The organism is Aquicella siphonis (assembly GCF_902459485.1).
GTDB classification, from domain to species: domain Bacteria; phylum Pseudomonadota; class Gammaproteobacteria; order DSM-16500; family DSM-16500; genus Aquicella; species Aquicella siphonis.
Genome location: NZ_LR699119.1, coordinates 825,680 through 850,550, shown reverse-complemented (window position 1 = coordinate 850,550; position 24,871 = coordinate 825,680). Strand labels below are relative to the sequence as shown.

Annotated in this window: 21 protein-coding genes; 11 read left to right on the top strand and 10 right to left on the bottom strand. The window is 45.5% G+C overall.

Annotated features, from left to right (window positions below; genetic code table 11):
• Positions 1 to 8: 8 nt before the first annotated feature.
• A complete protein-coding gene (locus AQULUS_RS04005; protein ID WP_148338815.1) occupies positions 9 to 1,325 on the top strand; it encodes an endonuclease/exonuclease/phosphatase family protein in 1,317 nt (438 codons plus the stop codon).
• A 34-nt stretch (positions 1,326 to 1,359) separates the two neighbouring features.
• On the opposite strand, the gene AQULUS_RS04000 is transcribed toward AQULUS_RS04005, so the two are convergent.
• The 5 genes from AQULUS_RS04000 to AQULUS_RS03975 all read right to left on the bottom strand — a co-directional run bounded on the left by AQULUS_RS04000 (position 1,360) and on the right by AQULUS_RS03975 (position 5,722).
• Complete coding sequence (locus AQULUS_RS04000) at positions 1,360 to 2,259, bottom strand: ATP-binding cassette domain-containing protein (protein ID WP_148338814.1); 900 nt, start codon at positions 2,257 to 2,259, stop codon at positions 1,360 to 1,362.
• Positions 2,260 to 2,522: 263 nt separating this feature from the next.
• Positions 2,523 to 3,104, bottom strand: coding sequence for an outer membrane protein assembly factor BamE domain-containing protein (bamE, locus tag AQULUS_RS03995; protein WP_172622726.1), 582 nt, complete (start codon positions 3,102 to 3,104; stop codon positions 2,523 to 2,525).
• Between the two features lie 85 nt (positions 3,105 to 3,189).
• Positions 3,190 to 4,836, bottom strand: coding sequence for a M4 family metallopeptidase (locus AQULUS_RS03990; protein ID WP_148338812.1), 1,647 nt, complete (start codon positions 4,834 to 4,836; stop codon positions 3,190 to 3,192).
• A 153-nt stretch (positions 4,837 to 4,989) separates the two neighbouring features.
• Positions 4,990 to 5,337 (bottom strand): DUF1328 domain-containing protein, encoded by a 348-nt coding sequence (locus AQULUS_RS13210; protein ID WP_456298082.1) that lies wholly within the window; start codon positions 5,335 to 5,337, stop codon positions 4,990 to 4,992.
• Between the two features lie 61 nt (positions 5,338 to 5,398).
• Positions 5,399 to 5,722: a hypothetical protein gene (locus AQULUS_RS03975; RefSeq protein ID WP_148338811.1), complete on the bottom strand. Its 324-nt coding sequence runs from the start codon at positions 5,720 to 5,722 to the stop codon at positions 5,399 to 5,401.
• A gap of 335 nt (positions 5,723 to 6,057) precedes the next feature.
• On the opposite strand from AQULUS_RS03975, the gene AQULUS_RS03970 reads away from it, so the two are divergent.
• The 3 genes from AQULUS_RS03970 (at position 6,058) to AQULUS_RS03960 (ending at position 9,928) form a co-directional block, all read left to right on the top strand.
• A complete protein-coding gene (locus tag AQULUS_RS03970) occupies positions 6,058 to 6,735 on the top strand; it encodes a hypothetical protein (RefSeq protein WP_148338810.1) in 678 nt (225 codons plus the stop codon).
• A gap of 111 nt (positions 6,736 to 6,846) precedes the next feature.
• A complete protein-coding gene (locus AQULUS_RS03965; protein ID WP_197737289.1) occupies positions 6,847 to 7,245 on the top strand; it encodes a nuclear transport factor 2 family protein in 399 nt (132 codons plus the stop codon).
• A 169-nt stretch (positions 7,246 to 7,414) separates the two neighbouring features.
• Complete coding sequence (locus AQULUS_RS03960; protein ID WP_148338809.1) at positions 7,415 to 9,928, top strand: hypothetical protein; 2,514 nt, start codon at positions 7,415 to 7,417, stop codon at positions 9,926 to 9,928.
• A gap of 65 nt (positions 9,929 to 9,993) precedes the next feature.
• Here AQULUS_RS03960 and AQULUS_RS03955 read toward each other — a convergent pair whose 3' ends face one another.
• Positions 9,994 to 10,554 (bottom strand): DUF2585 family protein, encoded by a 561-nt coding sequence (locus AQULUS_RS03955; RefSeq protein WP_197737288.1) that lies wholly within the window; start codon positions 10,552 to 10,554, stop codon positions 9,994 to 9,996.
• Positions 10,555 to 10,727: 173 nt separating this feature from the next.
• Here AQULUS_RS03955 and AQULUS_RS03950 point away from each other — a divergent pair, with 173 nt between their 5' ends.
• The 4 genes from AQULUS_RS03950 to AQULUS_RS03935 all read left to right on the top strand — a co-directional run bounded on the left by AQULUS_RS03950 (position 10,728) and on the right by AQULUS_RS03935 (position 15,399).
• The gene (locus AQULUS_RS03950) at positions 10,728 to 11,525 is read left to right on the top strand and encodes a hypothetical protein (protein ID WP_148338807.1); all 798 of its coding nucleotides are present in this window, start codon (positions 10,728 to 10,730) and stop codon (positions 11,523 to 11,525) included.
• Positions 11,526 to 11,775: 250 nt separating this feature from the next.
• On the top strand, positions 11,776 to 13,161 hold the full coding sequence (locus AQULUS_RS03945; protein WP_148338806.1) for a hypothetical protein: 1,386 nt from the start codon (positions 11,776 to 11,778) through the stop codon (positions 13,159 to 13,161).
• 74 nt (positions 13,162 to 13,235) lie between these two features.
• Entirely contained in the window at positions 13,236 to 13,598 is a 363-nt protein-coding gene (locus AQULUS_RS03940; protein WP_148338805.1) for a DUF1428 domain-containing protein, read from the top strand.
• Between the two features lie 265 nt (positions 13,599 to 13,863).
• Complete coding sequence (locus AQULUS_RS03935) at positions 13,864 to 15,399, top strand: S8 family serine peptidase (RefSeq protein WP_148338804.1); 1,536 nt, start codon at positions 13,864 to 13,866, stop codon at positions 15,397 to 15,399.
• Positions 15,400 to 15,569: 170 nt separating this feature from the next.
• On the opposite strand, the gene AQULUS_RS03930 is transcribed toward AQULUS_RS03935, so the two are convergent.
• Both AQULUS_RS03930 and AQULUS_RS03925 read right to left on the bottom strand, forming a co-directional pair.
• Positions 15,570 to 16,895 carry an amino acid permease gene (locus AQULUS_RS03930; RefSeq protein WP_148338803.1) on the bottom strand — a complete coding sequence of 442 codons (1,326 nt, stop codon included), beginning with the start codon at positions 16,893 to 16,895 and terminating at the stop codon, positions 15,570 to 15,572.
• 145 nt (positions 16,896 to 17,040) lie between these two features.
• Positions 17,041 to 17,715, bottom strand: coding sequence for an alanyl-tRNA editing protein (locus AQULUS_RS03925; RefSeq protein WP_148338802.1), 675 nt, complete (start codon positions 17,713 to 17,715; stop codon positions 17,041 to 17,043).
• Positions 17,716 to 17,952: 237 nt separating this feature from the next.
• Between AQULUS_RS03925 and AQULUS_RS03920 the strand changes: the two genes are divergently transcribed.
• Complete coding sequence (locus AQULUS_RS03920; protein WP_148338801.1) at positions 17,953 to 18,528, top strand: helix-turn-helix domain-containing protein; 576 nt, start codon at positions 17,953 to 17,955, stop codon at positions 18,526 to 18,528.
• A 231-nt stretch (positions 18,529 to 18,759) separates the two neighbouring features.
• Complete coding sequence (locus AQULUS_RS03915) at positions 18,760 to 19,947, top strand: serine/threonine protein kinase (protein WP_148338800.1); 1,188 nt, start codon at positions 18,760 to 18,762, stop codon at positions 19,945 to 19,947.
• A 239-nt stretch (positions 19,948 to 20,186) separates the two neighbouring features.
• Here the strand turns inward: AQULUS_RS03915 and AQULUS_RS03910 are convergent, their stop codons facing one another.
• Complete coding sequence (locus AQULUS_RS03910; protein ID WP_148338799.1) at positions 20,187 to 21,482, bottom strand: protein kinase domain-containing protein; 1,296 nt, start codon at positions 21,480 to 21,482, stop codon at positions 20,187 to 20,189.
• A gap of 356 nt (positions 21,483 to 21,838) precedes the next feature.
• Here AQULUS_RS03910 and AQULUS_RS03905 point away from each other — a divergent pair, with 356 nt between their 5' ends.
• Positions 21,839 to 23,110 (top strand): hypothetical protein, encoded by a 1,272-nt coding sequence (locus tag AQULUS_RS03905; protein ID WP_148338798.1) that lies wholly within the window; start codon positions 21,839 to 21,841, stop codon positions 23,108 to 23,110.
• Between the two features lie 76 nt (positions 23,111 to 23,186).
• Here the strand turns inward: AQULUS_RS03905 and AQULUS_RS03900 are convergent, their stop codons facing one another.
• Positions 23,187 to 24,719, bottom strand: coding sequence for a hypothetical protein (locus AQULUS_RS03900; protein WP_148338797.1), 1,533 nt, complete (start codon positions 24,717 to 24,719; stop codon positions 23,187 to 23,189).
• Positions 24,720 to 24,871: the final 152 nt, after the last annotated feature.

Here is a 24,871-nt window from a genome sequence, read left to right as displayed (position 1 = left end):
ATGACCTTATGCGAAGTTCAAATCGCGGATCCGACTCAAGACGGCATCCTTTGTTTCCCACTCTTGCTGAAGCAGGCAAAAACCCTATGGCGGTTTATTCCGATCATCTGCTTATTCTTGCCTATGCTGATTTCGGCCCTGACAAATTACCGCTCAATCTCTTATCGCTGAATATTCTGGGCCCTGGCACACCCATGAGCGGATTCCATAAACAGGGAGGATGGGAAAATGAAAGCGACGCCATGTCCCGATATGGAAGAATTGTCAAAGGACTGGCGGAAGCCCGGGCAAAGCATCACGCCGATGTGATTGTCCTGCAGGAAGCCACAGCCAAACTCATTGTTCCATTTTTAAAGTCAAGACTGCCCGCCGCCTGGAGAATTGTCGCTGACGAAAGATCGGGGCTGATTACCTGCTTTAATGGCGAAAGACTCAAAGTGGAAAATCCGGATGACGCGAAACTGGATGAAAAAAGAAGAATCCGTTCGCTGCGTTTCAAGGATGTTAACGACGATAAATATGTTGCCGTACACAATGTGTGGGGCATCTATGATCCTTTCCCGCATGAAATGGAAGCGGATTTTCGAAGATTGCTGGAACAGGATGAACATGCTGTCATCATTGGCGATACCAATTCACGCATTGCGCCTCTCGATAGCGAACCAAGAAATATCGCCACGAATATCATACCCATTCTGATTAATCGCAGCGACAGGATACCCGATGACGTGCAAAGACCGGATTTTCCAGACGGGGGCTTTTGCCGCGGTCCGGATGGTGTGATTCATCAGCTTGCCACGCGAATTCTCGATTACGAAAACAGTGAAATTGTGGAAGATAAACGCAGCGCTGATGAACTGCAGCCCTGGCCTGAATACAGAATGGTCTTGTGCCTGGATGATCATTACCGCAGCCAAAAGCTCATAGACGGAAAAAGCATCTTTGAATACCAGGACTATTTAAATGAAATGTTTAATGAGGATGTCATGGTCAGAATGGCATCGGACAGTTTCAACCGCAAGGCGGTCGGCATCCGCTTCCCGCAAAATTCGAGTTTTTATAAATTCATAGTCAACCACCTGCAGCAATCGCCAGGATTCCAGCATAGACAGATTGCCGAAGCAAACGACAGCGGCAGGGCGTTTCCAGTGATTTTCATGCCCGTGGAACAGGTCGAGTTGCTGCACAAGACCCTCCATCTCTACCGCAAAACACCTTTGGCAGCGCAGCATAAACAACAATTATTCAAACCATCGTCAGAGGATGGCGCGGAAAAAAGCGCGGCTAAAAATCACGACACCAGCGGCAACCCCAAGCTTGTGTAATCTTGTGTAGTGTGCAATCAATTCATGCCTGAGGTCAGGTGCGATAACCCTTTGGCGGTTCATGTTCCTGTTCACGCTCCTTCAGCTTTTTTTCAGCCTCCTTCAGTCTCTCCAGCCGCCGTTGCTGCCGCTGCTCGGGCGTCATGGATGATGTCGGCGCTCGGGTCGCAGTCGGACGGTCTGAAATTCGCGGCGGCGCAGAAGGCATAGTCCTCGCTTGATGCGCGAAAAGAGTTTGTGAAGTCACGGAGACTTTGGGTTCCATATTATGCGCCTTTTTCACGCCCAGCCGCGGCAATATCTTGGCTACAGTCCCGTCCACCAACTGCGGATCACTTGCTTTGACCGGATCTGCAAAAATCGCCAGCATGGTATTGACGGCCGCCTTGAAAGACGGGTTCAATTGTTGTGACGAACTTAACTGAGCCTGCAGCACATCTGCGTTATTCTTGATTAAATCCCTAAAAGCGATGAGATCCTTGATTCTGTGTTCCGGCCGCAGATAAATTGACAAGAGAGTTTCCATCAGCGAAGTCACTTGCACATTATTTTTGGTCGCCAGCGAGGCTGAATTGAATCCAAAATCCTCTGCGTGAGTGAATTCAAACTCATAGGATTTCCCATTCTTGAATGTTATATGGAATTTACTCACAGCCAATGAACTTTTAGGATCTTCCTTGACACTGATCTCGCCCGATTCTTGCAAAGCCATAATAGCATTGCGTGTGGCCCTGGGACTCGTTGTGGTAATGTCAATATCCGCAGGGTTGTCATTAGGATCTTCAAATTTGACACCATGCAATACATATGCACCGCTGCCAATCACCGCATAGTCATAGCCTTTGTTTTTGGTATCCTCCTTGACGCTTTTCAATGCTTCGGCAATGACTTGCACTGCTTCCTGCCACTCCTCAAGCGCTTTTTCATTACTCATAAACAATCCTCCCGCTCCCCGTTTTATAATGGTCTTAATTAAAGTATAGCCGCTGATACGGAAGGCTAACGGAAGAAATAGTTCGAATGATATCATCTGTTTGCGTGAAAACGCCGGCCGCCCTGGCGGGCGGCGCGGGTATCGCCTGACTTAGCAGGAACGCTGGCCGGGGGCCGGTTTGGTTATTGCTGGCATGCGATGCGGCGGGCTGAAATGCAGGCATAAGTGTGGAAATGACATCCACCTCATCTGACCTGACAGGATTATACTCTGTCTATCAATATGCCGTTTTCAAAAAGCAGGGTGGCAGGTGTAGTGCCGCCATATTTTAATTCGGTAATAATGGTGGCATCAGCTGGCGCGCCTGGCGGTTGGTTTTGCCTGACAGCCGCGGGTTTTCCGCAAGCGCTCTCAACCTGTTGCACGCTGTCGCCTATACTGATCAATGATCCGCAGACCCTGGTGGAAGCGACGTTTTGGGGTGTCTGACCATCATTAATAATGACGCCCACCACTGGTGCATGCTTTCCATTGGGTGCGGCAATGAGTCCTTGTTCAAGCGCACGCGGCACAACGACATTGATATTGATGACTTTATCGCTGGAAAACACCACCGTCATTTTGGAAGTAGTCTTGTCATTCGCATCAGATTTGACATAGTAACTCCATTCTTCAGACAGACTGGCTGTTTTATTATAACTGTTTTGTGAATCGGGTTTGCCGCACAACTCCAACACTTGATCGATAGTATCGCCTGGGCGAACCTGGCTGAAATTGGATGGACAAAATATGGCAAAAGCATTCATGGAAACAATGAACAAGACTGTCGCGAAACATAGTCTCATGGGTTTTCTCCTTATTCCGAACGGAAACCGTTTCTTAATGCCGGAACCACATCCCGCCGTGTCTGCGGCGGGATGTTTCATTGTTTCAAGCGCAACGGCTGGTATCAACACCCACTTCCTTCATGGCGTACAAAATTGTATCTTTGTCATAGCCATAATCTTTTGCAGCGCTGATCACACCACAAGCGGCATCGGCAAAACTGGTGTTACTGGTCCAATAATGCATGTTCGCCTGTGTCATTACTTCAAAAGCCTTTTTTGTGTTCCACTTCGACGCGATAAGTGTGAACGCCCGATTAAATATGCCGCTGCTGAAGTGTACATTGAGGTTACGGTTATAATCTCTCATATTGCCAATTGAACAATTGTTTCCAGGCTTTTTCCCGTAACAATCCTGCGTTGGATCATCCATCCAGCGCAGCAGGCGGCCGCCGTCTTTCAGCAGCTCTGGATCTATCTGCCAATTGTTTTGGCCATAAACAAAATACTCAACCGCCTTGTCTGCCATATCGGAGAAAGATTCATTTAATCCGCCGGACTGGCCCGAATATACCAGCCTGGAATGCTGCTCGGTGAAACCGTGGCTTAGCTCATGCGCCACGACGCTGGGAGCAACGACGGGATAGGATTCGGAATCGCCTTCGCCAAACACCATCTTGCCGTCTTCCCAATAGGCATTCTGTCCCTGATATGGGTCGTGCACAAACATTTGCACTTGCATGGGCTTGCCATCTTTGACAAGAATGGGCACCCCAAACCAGCTTTGATACATCTCATCGACAATTTTCCGGCTGTATACAGCATCATTATTTGGCGAATATCCCCCATTGGCTTCATCATTCAGGGTATTCCAGTATAGATTGCCATGCTGCGCATCGGGCTTGTCACAGGCGAATTGGGGAGTTTTATCATTGCGTGAATCAACGACCTTAACCTCGGCATTTTGCAAATAGCAGATTTTTGTATTGCTGTCACGCTGAAAATCCAGCGTCGGATAATGACCAGCCAGTCCGTCATAACTGATTTTACCTATACGCCCGTTGCCTCCCACACCGCCGCCCTTCACATCGTCCAGTCTTGCTTCCGTCTGTGTTTTCAGATCATTCCATTGCTGATAAATTTCCATAGACGCCGCATCGACGACAAATGTCGGTTTGGCCGGTGTCCCGGACCGGGGCTGCGCGAAAAAACTCACTTGATACGCCCAATGCGCCTTGTTTTTCTCATCCAGATACACCATCAATTCTGCTTTCTGATTGCTTATTACTCTCTCGGCGTGGTCTTGCGCCAGATAAGTCCCGATAATATGGCTCAAAACCTTTTGCGCCTGCGTGTCATTGAAAACATAAGCAGGAGTATTGGCCAGATCTTCCTTCAATCCCTGATAAATCACGCCATTCATGCTGGTTTCAGCCGCTCTGCGTGAGCGCGCCAAAGTCATCAAGGTTTCGCTTCCGCCATGAGGGACATGAATAACAGCATCGCCATTCCAGACGGGGTATCCCTGATATGTCTGTTGCACGCGAATATGGTTTGTGCCGTTAAAATCCGCGCCGCTGGACAGCTGCTTAAGCTGAGACGGGTCAGTGTCAGCGCAAAGAGCAGCCGGTGATTTGACCATGGACTGGATTACAGATAGGGATTGGTTTCTGAGATCGACAGGGTTAGCGGCATAAACTGAAGCAGTGCAGCACAATAACACTATCGCCGCGGAGGCAGCGTGTTTATTCATTGGACTTCCTTCTATCAATTAATAAGGTGGCATTTTTATAGTACAAGCACCACAGCCTGCTTGAATCAGGTATATGAGCTTGTTTAGGAAACTACGAAAATTTGATTAAAAACGCAAGTATTCTCTTGGTCTGATGATATTGAACATCCCCGACTAAGGCAGTCTTTGTCCGAACAAGCGCATGACCAGGGAAAATATGAACAATGCGCCAAATACGAAGAAAAGAACTTTGGCAATCATGGTCGCCGCTGCCGCGACACCTGTAAAACCTAATACGCCCGCGATGATCGCGAGTATCAGGAATGTCAGAACCCAGGACAGCATGGATAAACTGGCGAGGCTGGCGCCGGTGATAAACAAGATAAAGGACACGAAGAAAAAAATGAGAAACACGATGAAAATGATTTTTGCCAATTCTATGGAAACAGCCGCTATCCCGCCAAATCCCAGCAGCCCCGCTATCAGCGCCACGATCAGAAACATGATGGCCCAGCCTAGCATAACGCCTCCTTCTCTGACATGGCATTGCATAACCACATCGTTTGCCGTTCGGAATCAGTCATCAATAACTCACAGCAGGTTGTGATACTGGTTTAACCGCTGGCGTCGCCTGCTGGGTCACCGGCTGCGTGGTTGAAGACTGAGTCTTTACCTTGGCAGTCGTTGTCACGCCCTGTGTGCCTGTCGCTTTGGATTTGGCACCCTGGCGCGTCGTCGTGTGACTAGAGGAAGCTTTGTGACTTCCCTCATCCGGCCCCATTAATACCGCCACGTCTTTTCCCGCACCCTGGAATGCGCCCTTCACGGTATAACAAGATGTCAGCAGAAACGCACCCAAAGCACAGATCGCCGCGGCTGCCAGAAGCTGTTTGAGATTTTTATTCACGGCCCTCCCCCCCTCACCTTGCGTTATCTTTATCATGATAACTGATTATACCATTTTCAGACTTCATACGCCTCTCGCTGATTTAAATCGCTTTTATTTCAATGGCTTCACAAACAGCGGCCAGAAACACAAGCTCCCCTGGAAACTGCAGATCAAGCTCTTACCGCCCGTATGATGCTGCCGCCATGCCGATAACATCCCTCTATAATCAAACATTTGCAGCACACAACTCGTGACGACTCCAGATAAGCATCATAATGAAATCTTAATGAAGAACCAGTACAATACAGCGCGAACACACATACAATTTTTATCATAGATAAAATATAAATAAAATGAAGACTATCATTGTTTCCTTCGGCACAAACGCTGCATTGAAAATATCTTATCCAGACCAGGACGACGCCAAGATAGAGTCTATCATTGCGCTCATTTCAAAAAACACCCTGGCGGTGCACTTGTTCGTATCACTGCTTGCCAAAATGCATGCCTTGACTGTCATCTTTACTGACAAATCCATGACATCAAAAGGCACCTGGTTTCCAGAAACTCGTAAAATCAGAATCAGAAACGGTTTGTCTGTTGAAGAATCCTTGCAAACCCTGATTTTTGAATGCTGCAACGCCTATAATCCCAGGTTTGCCGATCTGAAGAGTAATGCGTTTCAAACCGCTGATGATTACGCGAAATATATTGAAGAAGGAGAGCATTGGTCTTACACCATGGCTTATAAAATCTATTTACACGGCATCCTGCACGCCGCCTGGCCCAAACCCGCCGACGTTTCAAAATTTGAAGCAGCCCTGTCCAAAAAAACCTGGATGGAAAAAGCCAAAACCAAATGCTCGTTTTATAATGGCGCGTCTTCTCATTTCGAGATTTACACAACTTACTTCAACAATAAACACCCAACCGCACCCAAAGCAAACGATCACCTCATGGCGCGTGATCCATCCAATGATCATGATCAATCTGACGGATTGGCAAATATTAAAATCGCCGGTCAGAAATAACCCATCCAGCCGCGTCAGTTCATACCAGTTGATTTAAATATCCTCCATGACTTAAAGTATGAATTCAGCGGACAAACTCGTCACGCATGATAAAAACAGGACAGCGCATCATTGAATTCCAACTTTTTGAATGAATTTTGCCGAGACTGGCTGGCCGCCTGGACCGGAAACAATCCTGAGAAATTAATCAGCTTTTATGCTCCGGATATTTTTTATAAAGATCCCGCTGTTGCCAAAGGCATACGCGGCTGTGAAGCACTTTTGGCCTATCTCAAAAAACTGCTCGCCAAAAATCCGGACTGGGTATGGCAGCCTCTCGAAATCCTCCCCACAGAACCAGGCTTTGTTTTAAAATGGCAAGCAGAGATTCCGGCAAACGGGCATGTCATTACAGTCGAAGGTTTGGATATCGTCGAACTCAGGGAACAGAAAATCAGCCGTAATGAAGTGTATTTCGATAGAAGCCTGTTATTACACCCGACGCAGGTAAATCCTTCTTCCGCAAAATGAGAGAATGTTTACGGCCTTTCGGCAAGCCTGCGCGACAATTCCTACAGTTAAATTCCAGTCTTACAGCCCTTAGATTTACATTTTTGGAGGCAGGTCACTCCTTCTATAGCTTTAATGGCGCCATTGTTTATACTTAATCTTATATTAAGCAAATGAACGAGAGAGAATCATGTTTAGAGAATACTTCAAGAATGTGCATGGCATCTCATTGATATCAGAAGGGAAAATAGAATCCATGATGATCTTACCCGCGACGGGTGATCAAGTAACTCTAAATCCGATTCTTCACTATTATGGCGCTTATGAAGTAAACACACCCGCCAAGGGTATAGCTTTGACTGCCACAGGGTATAGATCTCTTATTAACTACCTCAACCAGGAATTTATAGAAGATCAAACAATAACAGATACAAGCGATGAAAGTTTTTCCGAATATAAAAAAAAATATTTTTCCGAACTTGGAGTTAATGCCGGCACTGAATTTAGTCAAAAAAAACTCCCCACTACACATTTCATGTTTGTTGATGCCCAATCGAAACAAGCATTTATGCAAAAATTCACACAATATAATCCCAGGGAAAGTTATGATCCAATAAACAGGTGTGAATCTGTCGAAATGCCCCCGGGGTTTTTAGATCAACTCATGCATGAGTATTACAATGAAAATACAAAACTCAAAAAAAAGACAAGCCAAGAATCGCAAGCTCAATTAACCAATTTGATAAAATTAAGATCCAAGATAGTCAACGGCCTTAAGGCAATTGAAGATATCGATAGAGCCCATAAACTATCCTTAGATTATGAAAACAAGATCGATATCAATCTGCAGACGTATGAAGCCAGCGGCGCTTACGCACTGTCATTGGAAATTTTTGCCGAAATTAATCGCGATATTTTGTCAGACTTTCAATACGACCGTTTAAAACATGCGGCGAAGATGTTGATTTCGTTCGACGAGAAAGGCCAGCTGCAACAAAGCTTACAAATGGATGCAAATTTTACTTTTAATATCGTATATCAATATCAGAAATCAGCTCATGAAATGTCTTCGCAAAAATTTAAAGGTTGCCCTCTTATATCGGAATTATCAAATGCAGATATTAAAAATGAAATAACCAACATGATTGCTCAAAATACTGCCGCCAGTTTATACGGCGGGATGATTTATTCCACCAGCATGAAACGTTTTCTTCCGGATTCTCAAATGCAATCCGATACAGATGAAATCGTGTTTCAAGGCGGGGGAATGATGGGTCATTCCTCTATGTTTAGAATTATAAAGGTCGGAGTTTTAGCGAACGGAGAGAAAATTCCCTTTACTGTTAATCCATTACAAAAACCCCACCACTATGAATATTACAAGGTTGAAAGTAATTTAGGAGCAGGATGTCATCACCCCAATTATCCAGTCTGCATGGGAACTTATATCACTAAATTGGAGCCATTCAATTTTGATAGCCAAACCAGGCAATATACCGCAACCAAAACGGACCCCTTTGCCAACCCCGATTTGTATCAACAGGAAATGGAAGTAACATTGCAGGGATTAATTTCCACTGAACGCTATTTATTATTTTATCGACCGCCAAAAATGGGCCAGAATGGAGAAAGATCATCCACACCGGGCACGCCGGAAGCAATAGAATGGGAACGCCTTAATTTGATCAAGCAGCAATTAAGCGGAACTCAATGTCCTTTTGTTGGCTATTTGGCAAAAGAATTTTCTGGTTCCATAAAAATTTTTTTAGTCAATGAACAATTAGGCTATATGCAAGAAGAAGGCAGCTGTCCTATCTTTTCAATAAAACAGTTTGTTACGGGTATTATAGGCGGCGACCTGAACACGATACATAGCGGATTTTTACAGGCAAATGACACAGAAGGCCATCTTCATCATCTGCAAAGTAAAATAGAAATATTACAGCCAACACAGATTCGAGTAAGCTCTGCCATTTCGCAGTGGTGGATGGATACATTCAAACGATATGCGAACATGGATGGCCAACCACAAGGTTTGACTATTGAGCATGGCGTTGATCAATCGTCGTCAACAAGTGCGAATCCTTTTGTTATGGATATCATTGTTATTAGCGATCCTGTTCTTAAACAGAAGTGGGACACCCTGCTTGAACAACAAACTTGTCAATTCGTTGTCAATCCTAAAATGTTTCACTCTCTGCAAAAGGAAATTACAAGAAAATATTTCCCTCACGATATTCCAGGCATGCAAATATTACATCAATCTCCCTCGGAAATAACGCTTAATTTTTCAGATCCACTGCTGGCATATTTTTGGGAACACCATTATAAACAAGCTTTGTCAGCATCAGATTACCAAGATAAGTTTTTCAAAAAACAACAGTCAGGATTGCAAGTCCTAAAATCTTTAAAATTAGCAGGAGCACATCTTATTACGTCAGCGGTCATTGGAGAGGATAAAAACAAACCAGATAGTTATATGGTTAAATTTACATGCACTGACGGCGATGGCGCGCGATTGTTAGCCAAGTCTATAGAATGTTACACAACAAATAAGCCCGGCATCCTTGTTGATAAAAACGAAGTCATTGTGGATGAAGCTCGCATTAATATTCTTTTCCAAAAATTAGGCGTTGATGGTAAAAAAATCCTGCCTAATTTGCCTGAAGATATAATCGCGCCGCCTAAAAGTAATAGATTTTGAGACATGGTTCAAATCAGGGTACCTGTGCCACGACAGATAAGCGGCTGGGCTTCAGTATGAAATCCTTATAAACCCGCTCCCGCCTGCCAGGATTGGATAGCGGGAAATGCATAGATCAGATTGATGACATTCAATGTCAGGTCATCCCGAATTTCATAACCCACCCATACTTCCAATACCAGCGCGATAACAATAACGACTTTTGCCGGAAACTGCCAGGCAGACCAAAATCCCAGCATCATGGCAATTGAATCACTCAGGGAATTAATGACGCTGTCCCCTGTATATCCTTGCGCAAGCGCTTGCTGTCGGTAATGCTGGATCACCATTGGAGTGTTTTCAATGATTTCCCAGGACACTTCCACCCCCAGCGCCATAAGAAACCGGAATGCGGCCGGATAGCGGGGAAACGCAATCCAGGCGAAAAAATAAAAAAGAAACCCGTGAATAATATGGGAAAATGTGTACCAATCTGTCAGGTGCTGGGAATTGCCGCTGCTTCTGACCACCCCCTCCCATAGCTTCACATAACCGCAAGTACAGATAAGAGGATGGCCAAACATGAACAAAATAAACGCCTGCAATGACAACAGGAAAAAAGCCAAAATGACCGTGCGTCGTATCAAATTCACCCCATTCAGGAAATACTAAATAAGCCTCTGGTTTTTAAATATTTTTCTGACAGCCAATCCGCTTCATAAAACCTTAATCTTCATGCAAATGCCTATGGTAGAATAACTCAAATTCATTCACGGAACATCCATGCTGAAGAAAAACACCCCTAAACAGGTACTCCAATATGCCCAACGACCATCGTGCTAAAAAAGACTTGCTGACACTGGCCATAGAAAAGAATCCGTGCTCAATATGCAGGGCAAACCGTATCCCTCCCCCATGTAAAGGGCATGGCGGCGGTGGCGGTGGCAGCAGCGGCGGAAGCTCGGAATCAGATTCTGCTCTGACCCGGTCTGGCGAGGTAACAATGAAACCGCAGTCGCCGGACGAAACAGCCGTCACACGCTCGGGTATGCCGGACATTTACGCCAGCGATCAATCCATTATCGAGCGATTAACACCGTATTCCTTCGATTCTGAAATGATATCAGATCTGCTTTCCAGGCAATTATTATCCATTGACCATGATGCGGACAAAGGCATTTTGAGAATTCAGTCGCTCTCTCATCTGTTATCCGAAAGTCAAAAGAACGGACTCAGACAATACATTAACACCATACTGAAAGAACTGCAGAAATTCAGGCATGAAAATGGCATCCAGTCTGAGTGTCATGAAATCAGGAATGACAGAGACGGGCATTTCATTTCCCTGACTATCGCGCTGCCATCTCCCGCCCTCCACCAGGCGTTTATTCAAAAACTGGCTGAAAAAAATCTTCTGCCTAAACAAAATATTCATCAAGAGCCCGGAAAGAAAATCCGATATCCCGCGGGCATGGATTTATTCAGGCCTGAAGGCCCGTTGAACACTCGTCCCTCTCCGGGTCAGGCCAAACGCACGGAACCAGAAGAGGAAAATGAGCAACAACAAAAATGGACGCCTTTTAAAACCAGGCCCCTGCCCAAGGGCATGATTGAATAACCATTGCCGTACGGCGTGCGCGAGTCAAGCGGCTCTTTCAACTCATCTTTTGCTCCAAGCCGGGCACACGAGCGCGTCCATTGAGCTGATACAGTTTAACGGACGCACTTTAAAGAATCATGCAAGCTGATGATCATATAAATTATTCTTTGCACACAGCCGTGTTGATTCCGCAAGAAAACACCCATGCGGATACTTTTCGAGTTATAATTTGATATAGGCGATATCTCTTCCTATCAAGGAGGTAGATATGCGCCGCAATAACACAAAAGACACGAAAAAAAAGCAACACGTAGAGAACACGAGGATTACACCCATCAGCGTTGACGACTTTCGGCCTACCGAAGGATCGCTGCATCGTGTTACAACGTATAAAAAGGAAGGCAAACCTTCAGGTTCAAGTCATGCCTGGGTGGTCAAGCATCTCAAGCCCACTTCAGAATCACCTACACTATTTCAAATTGAAGGTACCGCGGGTGATTTCTATCGGCTGCTTATAGGTCCGCGCGAGCCCAAGGGAAGACCTATCATGAGCGAATCCAAACCCGTCGGTTTAATGTCACGCTTAGTCGAAGGATATACGCCTGTCTCAGAAAATAATATTAATTTGAGTAATAAAAAACATGTGAGACAACTGGCTGAAATTTCCGTTGTTGCCGCATTTCTGGAAGAAGGCGATTTACACGAGGATAACCTGGGTTTTAACTCCAAAGGCGAGCTGATTAAAATCGACCACGGCCAAAGCCTCTGGTCTATCGCCAAGGAATACCATAAAGGCGGCCAGGGAACAGTCACTGATTTCAGCCTGACAGCGGAAGATATACGCAATCTACCCTTTGTCAGAAAAGGGCACTCGGCAAAAATATGCCCGCTGGATGAAGAAGAAATGAAAGAGATAGCCCTCGACCCTGTTTTCATTGAAACCAAATTCAAGACGCTGCTTAAAATCGCATTGATGCCGGATGAAGTGTGTCACAGTATTTGCGATGCATTTATAGACGATAACAGCCTTAAGAATGAAATCGCGACCCATCTTATCTCGCGCAGAGATGAACTCTGCGACACCTTGATGACAATGCCGGAATTCAAACTATATCTCATTGAACACCCGCGCGTGATTGATGAAATCAAGCATGAATACGGCCAGTTCAATGTGGAGTTCCGCAAAGGCAAACATTCTCACAGGAGGGTGGACATTGACGCTGTGGAAGCCCGTTTTCAGGTGATGGTAGAAAATGTAAAAACAGAATCCTTGTACAGCACTCTGATGACAAAAGTGCAGGAACGTCTGGATGCCTTATCATCCGAAACGTCAACCCTGGCCGGAATAAAAAGAGAGTTGTTTACCGACTTGAAGTCGCGCCTTCTCGATGCTCACTCCGATGAACAAGTGATTGACGTGTTTGACAACTGGATTGCGCAATCCTATCACGCGCAGGGAAAAAAGGATGTGAAATATGACGGCATGACATGCGAAGATATCATGTCAACCCGAAGAAAATGGGACCCGCGCGTCACCAAAAGCTCGATTTTCATTACAGAAACCAAAACCCTGCTGGAAAATAAAAGAACGAATTTGCTGGATCTGATTTCATACGATGACGAATACAATAGCAGCAATCGGAAAACGTTCTGATTACCCAGCGCATTTTGCATAATGAGAAGAGACAGTCAAATACACTATATACAACACAATAAAGGAGAGCAGCCATGGCAAAATATGTAGACGGATTTGTTGTTCCCGTACCCAAGAAAAATTTGAACCAATACCGCAAAATGGCCAGATTGTTTGGAAAAATCTGCCGCGAATACGGAGCGCTGGAATATACTGAGTGCATCGCCGACGATGTCAAACGGGGAAAAATTACCTCTTTTCCCAGAAGTGTCAAACTCAAGGCTGGAGAAACCGTTATTTTCTCGTGGGTTGTTTACAAATCACGCGCGCACCGCGACTCGGTGAATAAAAAAATCATGAAAGACCCGCGACTGGCGAAAATGATGGATCCCAAGTCACTGCCGTTTGACGGCATGCGCATGTTCTGGGGCGGTTTCAAGCCATTCATTTCGCTTTAAACTGGCTGATGAAATAACCGCTTCTTATATAATTTTGAAAAGAAACTCGGCTGGAATTTTAACTTCCAATCTTGAGCTTGCGCGCTGAAGCTGCCGCCAGGCTGCATGCCGCGCCGCGACTGCGCGGACTCCGCATCATGAACCAGAGCAAAAAATGCGCCGCAAGAACATCCGTTCCCCATCAATAAACAGATTGTTTTTTGCTGGAAAATCGGTAATGTAATACGTCGCATATACACTTGTTAATTTTAATGGAAGAAAAATAATGAACATCAAACAAATTTTGTTGTCTTTAGGTATCATCTCTGTCATGGGCAGCCAAGGGATTCAGGCATCCACCCTTACTCTCAATCCAAAGATTGATAAGTATGTACAGAAACAATTAACATCCCGCCAGCAGGTCAAAAACAGTGTCTTTGTGATACTGACGGAACAAGCCGATTTGAGCGCGGCGGATTCTCTTGCCTCCCGCGAGGAAAAAGGCCGATACGTTTACGATACTCTGCGAAACAAGGCGCTCGCGACCCAAGGTCCGCTAGTCGACTTTCTGCAGTCCAGGAAAGTGAGCTTCCGGCAATATTATATTGAAAATATGATTGCCGTTGAAAATCCATCTGCCGAATTGATCAATGAACTTGCCGCACGCGCGGATGTGGCAAGAATCATGGGTAATCCGCTGGTGAAACTGAAACTCCCAAAAACAAAAAACACCTTCTCTCTGGCTTCCACCCCGTCTTCAACAGGGCCTGAGCAAAACCTGGTCCGCATCGGCGCAACCAAAGTATGGGAAAATTATAAAGTGCGCGGCGAAGGCATCGTTGTTGCCGGACAAGATACCGGTGTTCAATGGGATCACCCTGCGTTGAAACGCCAGTATCGCGGCACGTCTGCAACCGGAACGGTTGATCATAATTATAATTGGCATGACGCCATTCACAGCCAGATTGACACTTCGGCAAAAGCCAGTGTTTGCGGCTATGATTCCAAAGTTCCCTGTGACGATGTCGGCCACGGCACGCATACCATGGGCACGATTGTAGGTGACGATGGGAAAGGCAACCAGATCGGTGTCGCACCCAAAGCACAATGGATGGCATGCAAAAACATGGATAATGGTGTAGGCACCCCTGCCAGTTACATCGAATGTTTCGAATTTTTCCTGGCCCCTTACCCGCTTAATGGCAATCCATTGAAAGACGGAGACCCGGCGAAAGCACCTCATATTATCAATAATTCATGGGGTTGCACGGCGGACGAAGGCTGCAAGGGCGATGAAATTTTGCCTTCGCTCAAGTCCATGAAAAAAGCCGGCATTCTGGTAGTTGCCTCAGCGGGCAATGAAGGTCCCGGCTGCGCCACTATCGATGCTCCGCCCGCCTGGCATTCCGGGCTGACACTGGCTGTAGGCGCATTTGATCACCGCTCGGACAATATCGCCTATTTTTCCAGCCGCGGCCCTTCCGCATTTGATGGCGGCACCGGTCCAAACATAGCAGCACCAGGCGTTTCCATTCGTTCTTCTGTTCCTGGCAGCCGTTATGAATCCGCCATGTGGAGCGGCACCTCCATGGCAGGCCCTCATGCGGTTGGCGCAGCGGCGCTGCTCTGGTCGTTTAATAAAAACCTGATCGGCAATATTGATCAAACCATTTCTCTGCTTGAAAAAAGCGCCGAGCCCAAAACAACGCGTGAAAATTGTGGTGGATTGCCTGGTTCACACATCCCCAACAACACTTACGGTTCCGGGCTGTTAAATGTAGCGCAAGCGGTTTGTTCTATGTCTGACCATTGCGCAGCATAGAATGATTGAGGCATAACCTCGTCGCTAAAAAAAAGCCGTGCCAATGCACGGCTTTTTTATACCTGAAATAACAAACGGTTTACCAACCTGATACCTGAAGAGACGGCTTCCGCTCGCTTTGCCAGTCATCCCCAAGGGCAAACAAGCCACTCTGAGCATTTACTCCCCTCTCATGCCCGGCCAGAACGGATGGCGAAATACAAAACAGTGACCATACCTATCCATAGCGGCATCAGATAAACCGCCATTTTCATGTCTTGCATAAACAGCATGATAATCACGACCGCCGCCAATAAGCCAAAAGCCATCCAGTTTGCATATGGGAAAAATGGCAGTTTGTATTTGATGGCGTCCCCGGCTGTTTCACGCCGGAAACCCGCATGGCATATCAAGATGGTAGTCCAGGTGATAATGATGGAAGTGGTGGTCACGGCGATCAGATAAGCAATCGCCTTTTCCGGCACCAGGTAATTGAGCAATACGGTCAGCGCGATGACAATGGAAGTGGCAATCACCGCATTCCTGGGCACATTATGTTTGTCCGTGCGGGCCAGGCTGGCCGGCGCGCTTTGATGTCTTGCCAGATTAGCAAGCATGCGCGCAGCGGCATAGAGACAGCTATTGAAAGCTGACAGAGCCGCCGTGATAACCACAATACTCATGATTTGTGCCGCAAAATGAAATCCGACCTTGTCAAACACATCGACAAACGGACTGACGTCTGTATGCAATTTTTGCCAGGGATACAGACAGAGAATGGCCAGCAGCGTTCCAACATAAAAGACCAGTATCCTGATTATCACGCCGTTGACCGCCCTGGGAACCGTACGATCAGGATCTTCAGCATCCGCCGCGGCAATTCCCAAAAACTGAACCCCGCCAAAAGAAAAGACGACTAAAACCATCGAAAATAAAAAGCCTTCCATACCGTTTGCGAACAAGTTATGGCTGACTGTACTTCTTATGTTTTCCAGTGCCTGCGTGTGTGTATCCGCATGAAAAAAAATAAGATAAGAGGAAAAAGCCATCATCAGGACAATAGTGGCAACCTTGATGCCTGCAAACCAGAATTCAAATTCGCCAAAAAGCCTGACCTGCATCATATTAATAAGAAAAAACAATCCCAGTATGGATGCGATACTAACCCAATGCGGCACACCCGGGATCCAGTAATCCAGAAACGACGCTACCACGGTGACTTCCAGCATGCACACAATCGTATATTCAAACCATGCAAACCACCCGGACAGAAAACCCAGGTAATCACCGACATACTGATAAGCATAATGGCTGAACGCGCCGGAATTCGGCGAGTGCACTGTCATTTCACCCAGTGCGCGCATGATGACATACATCATGACTCCGCCAATGAGATAAGACAGGAGAATGGAAGGACCTGTTAACTGAATGGATTTCGCAGCGCCGTAAAATAATCCCGTACCGATTGCACCGCCAATTGCAATCATCTGGATATGGCGGTTTTTTAGTTTCATCATTGCTGCACCTTTATCGGGCTCGCCTAAAGTTTCTGTCAAAACTGCGGATTATAATCAACCTTGAAATATGAATAAACCACCAGGTGTCTATCATAGCAATAGATAAAACATATACCAGACATGGCGGCGCTTGAATGGATTCCACTCAGGTTGCGCGATGATTTCTATCCGCGGGAGCCGGCGTGTCATCGAGCAGTTTGATTTCAATGCGTTCCTTGCCGCTGCCTATATTGACCCTTTTCAGGGTGACATATCCCACTTCCGCCGTCGATTTCACGTGCGTACCGCCGCAAGACACTCTGGAAAATCCATCAATTTCCCAAAATCGCCTCTGGTTGTCCACATCGGAAAACCCGGTTTTAATTTCCCTGTCTGCCGCAATGATATCATTATATTCCATGATAATGCCGTCCAGCTCGGACGAAAGATTGGCATGACAGGCAAAATCAATTCTGGCTTTTGTCTCGGCGATATGCGCACCGATTTTCAGAATGCCCAGTTTTCGCGTTACCAGTTCAAGTATCAATTCTGCGGCAAAATGCAAGCGCATCAGCCGGTATCGGCGCGGCCAGTCGATGAGCATTTTCACGCGCTCGCCTGAAACCAGCCCATGCCCTTCGGGAAGAATATAATAAATCAGCTGGCCATCCATTTCTGAGCGGGCAACCTCAATCCCGTTAATGGAAGCCGCGTCACTTTCCTGGCCGCCGGAGAATGAAAACGCGATGGTTTCTTCCAGCAAGATCCGATTGCCATTGACTGAAACAATGTGGGTAATCAATTCACATTGATAGGGATCATCCCAAAATATTTTTCGCATTAAAGACCTGCCTAACGCCAAAGTGAAAATTTCCTGGTTAATGCCGTGACTTTCTCCCATTCACTAAACAAGGCAATCCCGTAATAAAAAACGAGAGCGTTCACTGAACTGTGCCAGTCCCTGCCTATGACAGATGAGCGAATGGATTTCAGAGTCTGCCTTATAACATCCGATTGACGATAATATCACTGTGCGTTATAACGTACAATACAAAATAAACCATTGCGAGACAGATGCATGACGAAAGCCATCTATCAACATATCTCCTTGACCTTGCGGTCGCTGCGCCGCGCAAGAGGCTGGAGTCTGGACAAGACCGCCGCAGAAACCGGGGTAAGCAAAGCCATGTTAGGTCAGATAGAACGGGAGGAATCAAGTCCCACCATTGCCACGCTCTGGAAAATCGCTAGCGGCTTCCAGACTTCCTTTTCTTCTTTTCTTGAAGAAATCGAGGGTTATCCGGACCAGCGTGTACAGCGATCCGGCAGGCCGAAAATCCTGCATCCTGCTGATAATAAAATCCGCGTCAAAACCTTGTTCCCGTACGACGCCCGATTAAATTGCGAAATTTTTCTCATCGAGTTGCTGCCTTCCTGCGAACACTTGTCTCCGCCGCATAAGCATGGCGTGACTGAACATGTTATTGTCGTCAGGGGAAAGATGGAAATACTGGTAAACGGCCGCTGGCAATCTGTATCCCAAGACGAAGGTTTACGCTTTGATGCCAGCCAGCCGCATGGCTACCGAAATCTCACTACAAAAACTGTCAGCTTTCATAATATGATCCATTATGAACCGGCTGAAAATGACTAGGTGATTAGCCTTGCAGGGGCATCACGCGAAAAGCGCGCAAGACACCCGCATCTTGTTATTTGGACCGGGTATTTTTCAATAAAACCGGCCGCAATGTCAGGCAGATTTTTTCTTATACAAAACTATCATCCATAGCGTTTTTAACTGACAAGAGGCACAATAGTTGAACGGAATAACACATCAGACTATCCCTGGATAAAGATAGTCTTTAGCGCTTATCAAGGAGGAATCATGCGCGTCAGAAGAATCAACCCAACTCTGTTGACAGAAGACGATTCGCCGCTGCTGCGAGAATTATTTGCCAGCAACAAAGGCAAGTGCGCGGTGTTTGAACGCGACAAACGTCACATTTATCTCAAACGCCTTGGCAATACGTCTATTATGCAGCCGTTTGGAATTATCCTGTCTCACGATATCATCTGTCGTCCCAGCAATCGGAATCCTGCCGAAGACCGCTATGAAGTGATAGACCACAATCATCTGATAGGCAGCGGCGGATTCAGCCACATTTACGCTGTCGCCTGTACACTGGCACCTCTGTACAATGACGCCTTGATCACTAAAAACAACAAGCAGCGCGTGGTCAAAATCCAGGAGTTTGACCCGGATGACTTGAAATATCTCCTGGATGAAGCACAGCTAACCAGACTGGCCGGGAATTTGCACGCCAAATCTCCCGTGTTAACGAAATTATTGAATCAACGATACAAGAGTTATATCGTGATGAAGCGACTGAACGGATATGACTTGCAAACCATACTGGATAAAATGTTTTGCAACGAATTGACATTATCAACCTATAAACGCCTGACCATCACTGCCCTGCTCCTGGAAAGGCTAAGTGAACTGCATCAACGAGGCGTGATTCATCGAGACCTCAAACCGGAAAACGTGATGATGGATATCAGCACAAATGAATTGCAGCTTTTTGATTTCGGCTTGAGCAAACGCATAGACACGGATGATAAAGACGAATTTCAGGGCACACCCGGCTTTATCCCTGTGGAGGTATATCATCAGGAAGGAACAGATGAAAAATCAGATGTCTTTTCCATGGCCATTATCATTGGCCAACTTTGGTATGCCGATGAGCCAGGGCTTAATCTTGAAGATATGGAAGATTACAATTTCCCCAATATTTTCAAGGATGGCACGCATGATTTAAACAGCCTCGAAATATCCGCCATGATGCTCGCTCTTTTAAAAATGATACGTCTCGCAAGAGAACACCGGTCTTCCGTCAATGAGGCACTGGCTGTTTTTACCAGTGTCAGAGAAGATTATGTCAACCGCAAGATTGATGAATACGCACAGGAATACAAAATTAAACCCTTGCATCACATCGGCATGTTCAACAGGCGCAGCCAGGGAAGCACAACCACCCGGCATGATCCCGTCCAGCAGTTGAAGATGCCGTGAGTCAGGCGCATTAAACACGCTCGGCGCGCACTCTTATGATGCGTGCCGGACGCCATTTTTCCCTAATCTAATACTGTCTTTTTCTGGGTTAGAGCCATAAATGTAGAGTCATTAAAATAATTTCCTGCCCAGGTACTGCGCCTGATAAATGCAATAGCGTCGGAGAAGGTTGCTTCGGAATTTTTGTCATACCACGCAGTTGATAAAACAGGTAGCCTCAGGACAAATTGATCAAAATATTAGTTCATAAAAGACTTTCTTGGCTCTAAGGCGGGTGCCAATGCTTGAAGCTGACGCAATACGCCCTCAAATGTCGGACGCTCATCAGGGTCATCGCTTACCATTGCTTTAATTAAAGGCAGAACCAGTGATTGCTGCGAAGACAGCTCAGGCCGGAAAAGCGTTTGCTCACTTAATCCGGAAGCACTTGATAGAAACGCTTCCACTCCAAACCATTTTGCCAATGTCATTCCAAATGCATACACTTCTGTTTTCTCATTAAAGACGTACTTGTTTTCACTTCTTAACAGTTCGGGAGCAAGATAACCAAAGGTGCCGCGCAATTTATCGCTCACCGCCATTGCGCTGCCTTCCATGCTTAACGACACATCGAAGTCAATCAGGGTTGCTATGCCACTCTTTCGATCATACACTACGTTATCGAGTTTAATATCACAGTGAAGCAATTGACAATGATGGTGAAGCCTTAGCATAGCTTCTGTCATTTTAATAGAAGCAAACAATTTTTCTTCAAAACTTATCTCTTCGCGAAGCAGCCTGGTTAAATCATACCCTGGCGCATAATGTTTAATCACATACAAGGTTTGGTTATAAGCAAGACTATCAACGCTTGAAACAAACTGACCTGCTTGAATTAGCAGGTTTATCTCTGAACGAATATTATCAATCAGGCTCCCGTCATTTACCTGATAGCTTTTCAGAATATGCCATTCACCGGACTGGATATCCTGCACCAGTTTAATGTGAAGATATGATTTTTCTTGCGAAGATGATTCTATAGATTTGGCATAAATAACTTGAGGAAATACGGCATAATATTTACCGTCAGCCGTTAAGATATCGTATCCTGTTCCCGTTAATGAACTCACAAAATAAGACAATGCGGTTCCCATTTGCCGGTTAAGTTCACCAACCAGATCTATCATGGCAGTCACCTCGCTAACGCGAGCGAGAGGCACCAGACGACCGTCAACTATCGCGGTTTTATCTCTTATCAATTCGGGAATATGCGCACTCGCATCTGATGACGTGGCTGAACTTGTATCCAGAGTGATAACAGGTGGTATCGTATCAGGTTTCTCAACTACGGTCTGACCATGCAAACCGGCTTGAGAAAACTCACCTTTTACCTTTATTTTTTTATTCTTTTTTGTTGCATACACTAATTTTTGTTTTGATTTCGATTTGCGGGAAGTTAACTTTTCTCTTCTTTTTTTACTTCTTTCAAAAGCAGGAAATGAATGAAAAAAGAAAAATTGATTAAAATTATTCTCATCAAATCTATTAAAAGACATAACCAGCTCCCCGTTTTGTGTGTAGTGTGTTTGTGTGATTTGTGTATTTATAGTTGATCAAAAAGATATCATACGTCACTTAAATTAATATTAAGCGCTATACCTATTAGCAAAATTCGAGATCAGGGAATAACTCAATGGGAAAATGGCCAAAATTCTGTGATCAGCATACTATAAACTTTAAGTTTATTATGGAAAATAAATATTATTCATTATTACTATTTCTGCATAACCAGATTACAAGCTGATTTTCCTTGCCTGCCTGCCGGAAAATGGTTATCACTATGTATTCTTTGAGCTGGAAATGGCGGCACAGGGCTCGCCAAAGGTTGACAGAACGACAAGGGAAACATGAGATGGAAAGCAAATTGACTGAGCAACAAGATTTGTTTCGGCAATTCCAGGAAGGTTTTGGCTGTAAGACATACCCATTCAGACAAGTCAAAAACAAGGCCGGCCGTTTTGACACGTCAGATTGGATCAAAATCAAAATAAAACATGATCAGACACATCCGAATTTATTGGCCTTTATTATTGCCGTCAATGAAATATTCCGCTTTGAAATCGGCCATACCCAGCCTGAAATCTGCATGTCAGAAACCCATCTCTATTCAAGAAGAGTCCCGCAGGATGATAGCGTAGGCGAATATCAGATCAGAACACTCTATCATGACTGGAACAAAATGATCAGCGAGAACAACCTGTTCTGGGAAGGAATGGGAAGAGTCGTGTTCAACAAGTATTTATATCAAGATAATGATTTTAACATCTATAACGTGGTAATAGATAAAAATCAGTATTTTGTCGGACTGGATCCGGAAACCTGTTTTTGGCCAATTGTGGAAAAATATCATCGCGGGAAGAAAAACAAACCCAGTGATGTTAAAGTCATTGTATACAATAATACGCCTTTCCCCGCCAGAATGAGCATGACTTCCTCCGGCCGGCCTGTTTATGTCATTCAAGACAAGCGACGGGCGTTTATCGGCCAGCTTCACGAAGAAGACTATCACGCGCTTCCCGAATTAAAGCATCATTATCCTACGCATTGGTTTTTTCATACACCCGAGTTACGTTCTTACACCCGGGCATTAGCCAGTGACTTGCGATTTAACAATGAAAAGCATTTTTCAGCATTAAAAGCGATCATCACCGCTTGCATAAAACGCTGGCTCCTTGGCTTGCACATCAGAAACTCCCAAGACCGGCAGGACGCCATTAAATATGTAAGCTCACAAATCAGGATATTGACCGATATCTGTGTCAAATCAAATGCGTTCACGCAGTATATCAAAGACCATCGATTAACCGCAGTACAAACCATAGTGTATGAAATCAGCCGGTTCATCAAACAGGATGATATCTACGTCCTGGACGACGCCGGATTCCAGGCAGACTTCCAGAATAGTCTCTATCAAATGGTTGTTTTCAGCTATGCACAGCTTCTTGAACGGTTAAATGATCCTCTTACCCCCTGTGAAACGGACAAGCTGCATGACATCTGCGCTGGCATGGATAGGAACCGCAAGGAAATGATGACTGGCATACAACACTTCTATCAGTCGCAATTAATGACTTATCACGCCCTGCGGATAAAAAATGAAACAGAACAAGACTCGCCGTCATGATTTTGATGCCGGTCTGCATGAACTGACCACTTCGGTGGTCAGGATGCAAGCATCACTTTTTTATTACAGGGGAATATCAGGAAGGCTTTTTTCGTGACGGACCTGGTTTGTCTGATCCGGGAACAGGCAGCGGTTGTCTCAAGTCCAGCCGGGTTGCCGCCAGATAGCGGTAATAATCTTCCGCCTTCATTTTACGAACATTGACGAGCGGGTGTGAAATGTCGACATCCAGACCGGCTGCTGCAATATAGCCCGCATTGCCTGCTTTAAATTTCAGCCACCGTGTTTCGGGGCTTTCGGACTTATACAGCCACAGGCTGCGCGATTTACTGGACATTATAATATCCAGATGTTCAAAAACATGTTTCAATACCGCCTTCTGCTGCTCGGCAGAGAAACTGACGAAATGCCCACCCACGTCTTTTACCGCATTTAATAAGGCAATCAGTCCGGTCTTGACGGGGCCGTTTTTCTGCTGGGCTGCCTCCGTATGAATGAATGCCTGCAAATTTCCCAGTAAGATAGTATGATATCCGGCTGCCTTATGAGCCGCGCGTCCCATACCGATAATCTCATCGGTATGGCGGGAAAATTCCTGAAGAAGAACTGCTTCCGATTCCTCCTTCTTTTTTGAAAACGCGGACTTGCCTTCAAATCTGAAGTCCAGCATATAATCGCGAATCTCCTCCGTAGCCCGCTTCATTTCCTCTTCGTCCTGAATGAACAGCTGAAAAGAAGGCAACGCAAGCGCCGCCGCGCGAACTTCGGAAAGCCGGGTAAAAAAATACCGGCTCAACTCATCATGGTATTGACTGACATCGTCTCCCAATAACTCACTCACTTTATCATATTGAATAATGTCATCAAAAAACTTCCTGAAAAACTCATCCGGCGTCAGCAGGATCAATAAAAGAGTCTTGTTACGTTCGTCGTTAAAATGTTCGTCCCGGCTTGCCTCCGCTTCAAGTCCGGCCAAATGGCTATTGCCTGGAACCTCATGATTCATGATTAGCCATCGTGCTCCGCGGTCTGACGGATGCGGAAAGCCGTCAAGATTTTCACTGGTAACAGGTTCCCGATTCAGGAACTTTCTGTCCGAATCAATATTTCCCACCACTCCATGCGCATTAATATAAAGATTATGAAGATTGGCATCACTTTCGCCCAACAGAATCAGCGAGATTAATGTGGAAGCAAGTCCCCGGAAATGATTCCCCCTCATCAGATCTACAATGTCCAGGTTTGCAAAATTATAATATCCTTCCACCCCTTCACTTCTTGCTCCGGATGAATAAGCTGATTTGCCGTATATCATCCTGACTTTGGGAGTATTGTTACGGGTGAGATAACGCAATAACTCGCCCGCTATGGTTTCCTTGATGGCAAGATCCAGGCTGATCAATTTTGCGAACCAGTCTTTCTGATATTTTTTCCTATCCGTATTCTGCTCATCTTCACCTGGAATTTTTTGAAAAATACTGACACCGTGGCTTTGCCAATCTGTTTTAACTTCCCGTTTGTAGCGCATGCCAGTGGAAAATTCGCGTTTCTTTTTTGGTTTTTTGGAAGTTTCGGCATCTTCAGACTCATCACCTTCGCGGCCTTTCATATGCATATCCCCGTCTTGTTGTCTGTCATATCTTTACGCGTATAAAAAAATTATAGCATACGGCCTGTTCACTTGAATCAACAGAGGAATTGGTTAATACCGGACAGCGTGTCTCAAGTTGCTATTTTTTATGAATAATTTTATCTGTGATC

Excerpts from the sequence above, each read along its gene's own strand:
- AQULUS_RS04005 (WP_148338815.1), top strand. The coding sequence starts at position 9 with ATGCGAAGTTCAAATCGCGGATCCGACTCAAGACGGCATCCTTTGTTT.
- AQULUS_RS04000 (WP_148338814.1), bottom strand. The coding sequence starts at position 2,259 with ATGAGTAATGAAAAAGCGCTTGAGGAGTGGCAGGAAGCAGTGCAAGTC.
- bamE (WP_172622726.1), bottom strand. The coding sequence starts at position 3,104 with ATGAGACTATGTTTCGCGACAGTCTTGTTCATTGTTTCCATGAATGCT.
- AQULUS_RS03990 (WP_148338812.1), bottom strand. The coding sequence starts at position 4,836 with ATGAATAAACACGCTGCCTCCGCGGCGATAGTGTTATTGTGCTGCACT.
- AQULUS_RS13210 (WP_456298082.1), bottom strand. The coding sequence starts at position 5,337 with ATGCTAGGCTGGGCCATCATGTTTCTGATCGTGGCGCTGATAGCGGGG.
- AQULUS_RS03970 (WP_148338810.1), top strand. The coding sequence starts at position 6,058 with ATGAAGACTATCATTGTTTCCTTCGGCACAAACGCTGCATTGAAAATA.
- AQULUS_RS03960 (WP_148338809.1), top strand. The coding sequence starts at position 7,415 with ATGTTTAGAGAATACTTCAAGAATGTGCATGGCATCTCATTGATATCA.
- AQULUS_RS03950 (WP_148338807.1), top strand. The coding sequence starts at position 10,728 with ATGCCCAACGACCATCGTGCTAAAAAAGACTTGCTGACACTGGCCATA.
- AQULUS_RS03945 (WP_148338806.1), top strand. The coding sequence starts at position 11,776 with ATGCGCCGCAATAACACAAAAGACACGAAAAAAAAGCAACACGTAGAG.
- AQULUS_RS03940 (WP_148338805.1), top strand. The coding sequence starts at position 13,236 with ATGGCAAAATATGTAGACGGATTTGTTGTTCCCGTACCCAAGAAAAAT.
- AQULUS_RS03935 (WP_148338804.1), top strand. The coding sequence starts at position 13,864 with ATGAACATCAAACAAATTTTGTTGTCTTTAGGTATCATCTCTGTCATG.
- AQULUS_RS03930 (WP_148338803.1), bottom strand. The coding sequence starts at position 16,895 with ATGATGAAACTAAAAAACCGCCATATCCAGATGATTGCAATTGGCGGT.
- AQULUS_RS03925 (WP_148338802.1), bottom strand. The coding sequence starts at position 17,715 with ATGCGAAAAATATTTTGGGATGATCCCTATCAATGTGAATTGATTACC.
- AQULUS_RS03920 (WP_148338801.1), top strand. The coding sequence starts at position 17,953 with ATGACGAAAGCCATCTATCAACATATCTCCTTGACCTTGCGGTCGCTG.
- AQULUS_RS03915 (WP_148338800.1), top strand. The coding sequence starts at position 18,760 with ATGCGCGTCAGAAGAATCAACCCAACTCTGTTGACAGAAGACGATTCG.
- AQULUS_RS03910 (WP_148338799.1), bottom strand. The coding sequence starts at position 21,482 with ATGTCTTTTAATAGATTTGATGAGAATAATTTTAATCAATTTTTCTTT.
- AQULUS_RS03905 (WP_148338798.1), top strand. The coding sequence starts at position 21,839 with ATGGAAAGCAAATTGACTGAGCAACAAGATTTGTTTCGGCAATTCCAG.
- AQULUS_RS03900 (WP_148338797.1), bottom strand. The coding sequence starts at position 24,719 with ATGAAAGGCCGCGAAGGTGATGAGTCTGAAGATGCCGAAACTTCCAAA.